We start from the raw sequence: 7,010 nt of genomic DNA on the forward strand, positions 1-7,010 counted from the left end.
GTCAGAGGCGCTCGGGCGTGCGGATGCCGAGCAGCGCCATCCCCTGGCTCAGGGTGCGGGCGGTCAGGTCGCAGAGGAAGAGGCGGTTCTCCTTGACGTCGGGAGCCGGCTCGGGCTTCACGACCGGGCACTGGTCGTAGAAGGTCGTGAACGCCGAGGCCAGCGCGTAGAGGTACGAGGCCAACTTGTGCGGCTCGTACGTCTCCGACACGGCTGCCAGGGTCTCCGCGAACTCGTCCAGCAGCAGTCCGAGCGCCCGCTCGGCCGGGGCCAGCGGCAGCTCGGGGTGGGCGGCCGGCTTCGCGTCGCCCGCCTTCCGCAGGATCGACTGGATACGGGCGTACGCGTACTGCAGGTACACGCTGGTGTCGCCGTTGAGCGAGACCATCCGGTCCAGGTCGAAGACGTAGTCCCGGCCGAGCGAGGTCGACAGGTCGGCGTACTTGATCGCGCCGATGCCGACCTCCTTGGCCCGGTCGGCGACCTCCGCGTCCGTCAGCTCCGCGGACTTCTCCCGGATGACGGTCGCGGCCCGCTCCACGGCCTCGTCCAGCAGGTCCACCAGGCGGAACGACTCGCCGGACCGGGTCTTGTACGGCTTGCCGTCCTTGCCGAGCAGCGCGCCGAACGGGATGTGGAGCGCCTTGACCTCGTCGGTCAGCCAGCCGGCCCGCCTGGCCGTCTCGAAGACCATCTTGAAGTGGAGGGCCTGCCGGAAGTCCACGACGTACAGGAGGGTGTCCGCGTGCAGGTCCGCGGTGCGGTTGCGGATCGCGGACAGGTCGGTCGCGGCGTAGCCGAAGCCGCCGTCGGCCTTCTGCACGATGAGCGGGACCGGCTCGCCGTCCTTGCCCTTGACGTCGTCGAAGAACACGCACAGCGCGCCGTTGGAGCGCACGGCGACGCCGGACTTCTCCAGCAGCTCGCAGGTCTCGACGAGCATGTCGTTGTAGCCGGACTCGCCGACGACGTCCTCGTCGCGGATCTCGATGTCGAGCTTGTCGTAGACCGAGTTGAAGTAGATCTTCGACTCGTCCACGAACCGCTGCCACATCGCCAGCGTCTCCGGCTCGCCCGCCTGCAGGTCCACGACCCGCTTGCGCGACCGGGTCTTGAAGTCGTCGTCGGCGTCGAAGACGGCCCGCGAGTCCTTGTAGAGCCGGTTGAGGCGCGACATGGAGGCCTCGCCGGCCTCCTCGCCCGGGTCGGACGCGTCGTGGTCCAGCTCGTGCGGGTGCTCCACCAGGTACTGGATGAGCATGCCGAACTGGGTGCCCCAGTCGCCGATGTGGTGGCGGCGGACCACCGTCTCGCCCTCGAACTCCAGGATCTTGACGAGCGCGTCGCCGATCACGGAGGACCGCAGGTGGCCGACGTGCATCTCCTTGGCCACGTTCGGCTGCGCGTAGTCGATCACCGTGACGCCGGGCGCGGCCTTCGCGGGCACGCCGAGCCGGTCGTCGGCGGCCCGGGCGGCGAGCGTCCGGGTGATCGCGGAGTCGGCGACGGTGATGTTGAGGAAGCCGGGGCCGGAGACCTCGACGGAGGAGATCAGCCCGTCGTCCGCCGGGAGGGCGGCCACGACCTCGGCGGCCAGCTCGCGCGGGTTCGCCTTGTTCCGCTTGGCGAGGCCCAGCACACCGTTGGCCTGGAAGTCGGCCCGGTCGCTACGTCGCAGCAGCGGGTCGGCACCGAGGGCGTCAGCGACGCGCTGCTGGATCGAGGCGGAAAGCGAGTTGACCGAGGCCATGGGATGGGTGCTTCCTGAGAGGGATCGGAGATCAACCCTCAGTATCCCACGCGCTACCACTCATTTTTCTCTGGGACAATTGCCGGGTACCGCGCTACCCGCTGCACAGGTGGAAGGAAGTCGAGACAGTGGCTCAGAGCACCGAGGCCGACTGGGTCGCCCGCTTCGCGGACGACGTCATCGCGGAAGCCGAGCGGCGGGCTCCGGGCAAGAAAATCGTCGTCGCCTCCGGGATCAGCCCCTCCGGGCCGATCCACCTCGGCAACCTGCGCGAGATCATGGTCCCGCACCTGGTCGCCGACGAGATCAAGCGGCGCGGCGTGCCGTGCGAGCACATCCTGTCCTGGGACGACTTCGACCGTTACCGCAAGGTGCCGGCCGGCTACGACCCGTCCTACGCCGAGCACATCGGCAAGCCGCTGACCTCCGTGCCGGCGCCCGAGGGCAGCCCGTACGAGACGTGGTCGGACCACTTCAAGGCCCCGTTCCGCGAGGCGCTGGCGGCGCTGGGCGTCGAGGTCACCGAGATCAGCCAGACCGTCGAGTACACCTCCGGCACCTACCGCGAGCAGATCCTGCACGCGATGCGCGAGCGCCGGCGGATCGACGGGGTGCTCGGTCGCTACCGGACGAAGAAGAAGGGCGGCGAGGAGCAGGACGACGAGGAGGCCTCGCTCGCGCAGGCCCCCGAGTACTTCCCGTACAAGCCGTACTGCTCGGCCTGCGACAAGGACCTGACCACGGTCGTCGCCTACGACGACGACACCACCGACCTCACCTACGAGTGCCAGGCCTGCGGCAACCGCGAGACGGTGCGGCTGAGCGAGTTCGACCGCGGCAAGCTGGTCTGGAAGGTCGACTGGCCGATGCGCTGGGCCTTCAAGGGCGTGGACTTCGAGCCCTCCGGCGTGGACCACCAGTCGCCCGGCTCCTCGTGGATGGTCGGTCAGCAGCTCGTCCGCGAGATCTTCGGCGCCGAGCCGCCCATCGGCCCGATGTACGCCTTCGTCGGCATCAGCGGCATGGCCAAGATGTCCAGCTCCAAGGGCGGTGTGCCGATCGCGGCCGACGCCCTGCAGATCATGGAGCCGCAGCTGCTGCGCTGGCTGTACGCCCGCCGCCGGCCGAACCAGGCGTTCAACATCTCCTTCGGCGACGAGATCTCCCGCACCTACGACGAGTGGGACGCGCTGGAGCGCAAGGTCGCCGAGGGCACGGCCGCCCCGGTGGACCTCGCGGTGCACTCGCGGGCCGCGCGGACCGCGAGCGGTGAGCTGCCCACCACCCCGCACAAGCTGCCCTACCGCACCCTCGCCTCGGTCGTGGACATCACGACCGGGGACGAGGAGCAGACGCTGCGCATCCTGCGCGACTTCGACCAGGAGCAGCCGCTGGCCTCCCTGGACGAGGCCCGGCCGCGACTGGACTGCGCCGAGCGCTGGGTGAACACCCACGTCGAGCCCGAGGCCCGCACCCGGGTGCGTACCGAGCCCGACGCGGAGGCCCTGGCGGCGCTGTCCGGCGAGGAGCGGGAGGCGCTGAAGCTGCTGGTGGACGGGCTGCCCGAGCACTGGTCGCTGGACGGGCTGACCACCTTGGTCTACGGCGTGCCGAAGGTGCAGGCCGGCTTCGCGCCCGACGCCAAGCCGACGCCGGAGATGAAGGTCGCCCAGCGGTCCTTCTTCGCCCTGCTCTACCAGCTGCTGGTCGGCCGGGACACCGGGCCGCGGCTGCCCACGCTGCTGCTGGCGGTGGGTCAGGACCGCGTGCGGGAGCTGCTCGCGGCGAGCTGAGCCGGACTCAGATGCGACGGCGGCGGGTGGCGATGCCACCCGCCGCCGTCGTCGTGCGGGCCGGCGAATATTCGAACGCGGCGGTGAGCGGCGCGCGCTATGGTCATCGGGCGCGGGGCGGCTCACGGTGTGCTTCCTTCTCTCACTTTCCCTGAACCAGTGCACCGGCTTCCCGCCCCGCCCACGCAAACCGGCTCACCGGCCCGGACATGGGGACCGGGCACGGGACCGGGTCCCGGGGCGGCTCCCGGGCGTGCTTCCTTCTTCTGCGAAGTCGCGTTCCGCGATGGATTTCAGCGCGCCCACTTCCCGCCCCGGCACATCGACCAGGGGGAGACAAGGATGTCCACGGCCACGACCGCAGCCACCTCTACCGCTCCGCGCACGCCCGCGGCCGTACTGCTCTCCCGGCGCGGAGCCGTCTACCTGCCGGCCGCCCGGGCGGAGCCGTCGTTCGACGCCGTCGCGGGCGTGGCGCTGCTGGAAGCGGACCTCCTCGACCGCGGTTACCTGATGGCGCCGGCGCTGCGGGCCGCGCTCACCGAGCGGAGCGAGGCCGCGCTGACCGCGGCCGGGCGGGCCCTGCTGGCCGACGTCGACCAGGCGCTCGGCGCCGACCGGCCCCACGAGCCGCTGTTCCGCGACTTCCCCACCAGCACGCCGCGGGACACCTTCGCCTTCTACGTCGACCGTGTCCTCACCCTGCTCTTCCAGCACCCGGAGCAGCCCTGCGTGCTGTGCGGCACGGAGGGCACCGTCCACGCGGTCTCGCCCTGCGCGCACCTGGTGTGCCGTTCCTGCTTCGACGGCGCGGACTTCTCCGCGTGCCCCATCTGCCACCGCCGGATCGAGGTGGACGACCCCTTCCTGCGACCGCGCCGGCCGCGGCGCTTCGGCGGGCTGCGACGCGCGCTGCCCGAGCGGCTGCGCGTGCTGCAGTACGGCGGCGACCTCGCCGCCCGGGACGCGGACGCCACGGGGGAGATCCGCGGGCTCCTCGCCCGTACCGGCGCCCTCGGCCCGCAGGACGCCGACGACCTCACGGCCCTGCTGGAGACCCGCGACCGGGCCGCCCTGGTGTGGCTGCCCGAGCAGATCCCGGGCCGGGAGACCAAGGCCCGGGTGCTGGCCTGGCTGCTGGCCGATCCCGCCGCGTACGCGACGAGCCTCCCGGCCGTCACGGCCCGCGTCGACACCGCGACGGACGTGCTGCGGCTGCTCGCCGTGCGCTCGGGCGGTGACCCCGCCCTGGTCGACCTGCCGCGCTTCGGCGCGGTGCCGAGGCCGCTGCGGCGCGCCCTGCTCGGGGTGCTCGACGGACTCGCTCCGGACCTGGTCGCACAGGACATGCGCCGGCACCGGCACGCCTGGCTGCGGGCCGCGGAGCTCCTGCACCCCTTCGAGCACGCGGGCCGTTTCCCGCGGGCGGCGCTGGCCGTCGCGGCGCTGCGCGACACCCGGCTCGCGGACGGCGACGCGCTGACCGCGACCCTGCGGACGGCGGCCGACGGCGCGCCGCGGATCGACGCGAGTGGGACGACGGTGCGGGTGCACGGCTGGGCGGGCCGGGTCGAGGCCGCTCTGGACGCCATGGACGTACCGGCGGCGGTCGCGCTGCTGGCCCAGCGGCCGGGCGAGTTCGTACGCCGGCTCGACCACCTGCTGCGGCTGTCCGAGGCCGCGGAGGCGGACGTCGTGCTGTCGGCGCTGGAGTCGGCGGTGCCCCGGGTGTCGCCCGCGGTGCTGCTGTCCGCGCTCGGCGCCCTCCGCAGCCGTCCGCACGCGGACGGCACCCGGGTGTTCTTCCCGAAGGGCGGCAGCGCCAAGGCGCACCTGGCGGACGACGACCGGCTGCCGATCGCGGCCCCCGTCGTCGGGAAGGCCGTGGCCGTCCTCCACGCCGAGGTGCTGCGGCGGGCCGCGGAGCGGGAGGCGGTCGACGTTGCCGTCGTGGACGCGGGCCTGGGCGGCCTGATCGCGCCGTTCACCGAGCGCACCGCCTCACGCGCCCTGGTGACCCTGCCGCGCGGCAGCGAGCTGCCCGTGCCGGACGGGAGGACGGTCCGGCTGTTCCTGCACTGGATGGAGAGCGAGCGGTCCGGGCGGACCGATCTCGACCTGTCCACCGCCCTGTTCGACGCGGAGTGGAACCCGGTCGGCCACTGCGACTACACGCGCCTGCGGTTCGCGGAGGACGCCGCCGTGCACTCCGGCGACCTCACCAGCGCCCCGGCACCGCGGGGCGCGAGCGAGTTCGTCGACCTCGACCTGGACAAGCTGGCGGACGCCGGGGTCCGCCACCTGGTCGCGGTGGTCTTCTCGTACAACAACGTCCCCTTCGAGGACCTGGCGGAGGGCTTCGCCGGGCTCATGGCGCGCGACGCGCCCGGGGACGCCGGGCCGGTCTTCGACGCCCGCGCCGTGGAGCAGCGCTACGACCTGACCGGACGGGCCCGCGCGAGCGTGCCGCTGGTGATCGACGTGGCGGCCCGCACGATGCGGTGGCTCGACGTGGTCAAGGGCGTCACCGGCACCGGCCACTGCGTGGCGCGGCACGGCGACGACCTCGCCGCGCTCGGCAAGGCCCTCACCACTTCGTTCGCCTCCGGGGCCCGCGTGGGGCTGGGTGAACTGGCCGTCTGGCAGGCCGCGGCGCGCGCCGCGACGGTCCTGATGCGGTACGCGGACGGTTCCACGACCGCGTACCGGCGCCGGGAGGCCGAGTCCGCGGCGGAGTTCGCCGCGCGGATCGGGACCCCGTCCGGCGACCCGGCGGACGGCGCCGTACCGGAGGCGGCCCGGCTGGCGTACCTGCTGCGCGGCGACGTCGCCCTGCCCGAGGGCGGCGAGGTGTTCGCGCTGCACCCGGCGGCCCTCGACGCGGCGAAGGTGCGGCTGCTGTCGGCGTCCGACGTGGTCGCCTCGCTGGCCACGGCCACGGCCGTCGGCTGAGGGGCTACGACGCGTACTGGCCGTCGAGTTCGAGTCGGCGGCGCAGGTCGCGGACGTAGGGGCGCAGCGTGCTCTCGCTGAGGGGGCCGCCGTTGGGGCTGGAGATGCCGTACCGGTCCTGCAGGATCAGGCCGAACTGGCGGGCGTTGGGGAAGTTGCCGAACTGCTGGTGGTAGGCCCGGAAGGCGCGGTCGTATATCTCCTCGCGGGAGGTGTCCTCCGTGACGGGCTCCGGCTCCGGCTCGGGGTAGTAGTCCGGGTCGGGCTCCGGCGCGAACTCGCTGCGGGGCGTGGGGATCACGCCGTTGCCGTCGGCGAGGGCGCGGCGGCGGTTTCCGGCGCCGACCGGGGCGGTGATCGGGGCGGTGACCGGGTCGACCACGGGCGCCTGGTACGGCTCCGGTGCCTGGTACGGCTCGGGTGCCGGTTCCGGCGCGGGAGCGGGGGCCCGGTACGGGACCTGCGGGTCGGCACGGACCGGTTCGGGGGCCGGTGCCGACCCGCAGGTCCCGTAC

The 7,010-nt window shown here is 73.0% G+C and carries 3 protein-coding genes and 1 pseudogene; 2 read left to right on the forward strand and 2 right to left on the reverse strand.

The annotated features are described in order from the left end of the window. Nucleotide 1: 1 nt before the first annotated feature. Entirely contained in the window at nt 2–1,750 is a 1,749-nt protein-coding gene (gene argS / locus PV350_RS25995; RefSeq protein WP_500336374.1) for an arginine--tRNA ligase, read from the reverse strand. 128 nt (nt 1,751–1,878) lie between these two features. Between argS and lysS the strand changes: the two genes are divergently transcribed. After that, complete coding sequence (gene lysS / locus PV350_RS26000) at nt 1,879–3,543, forward strand: lysine--tRNA ligase (RefSeq protein ID WP_500336375.1); 1,665 nt, start codon at nt 1,879–1,881, stop codon at nt 3,541–3,543. A 342-nt stretch (nt 3,544–3,885) separates the two neighbouring features. After that, complete coding sequence (locus PV350_RS26005) at nt 3,886–6,495, forward strand: MXAN_6230/SCO0854 family RING domain-containing protein (protein ID WP_500336376.1); 2,610 nt, start codon at nt 3,886–3,888, stop codon at nt 6,493–6,495. A 4-nt stretch (nt 6,496–6,499) separates the two neighbouring features. Here the strand turns inward: PV350_RS26005 and PV350_RS26010 are convergent. Then, nucleotides 6,500–7,010, reverse strand: a pseudogene (locus PV350_RS26010) (DUF2637 domain-containing protein); the annotation flags it as partial.

The organism is Streptomyces sp. PA03-6a (assembly GCF_033792765.1).
GTDB lineage: Bacteria > Actinomycetota > Actinomycetes > Streptomycetales > Streptomycetaceae > Actinacidiphila.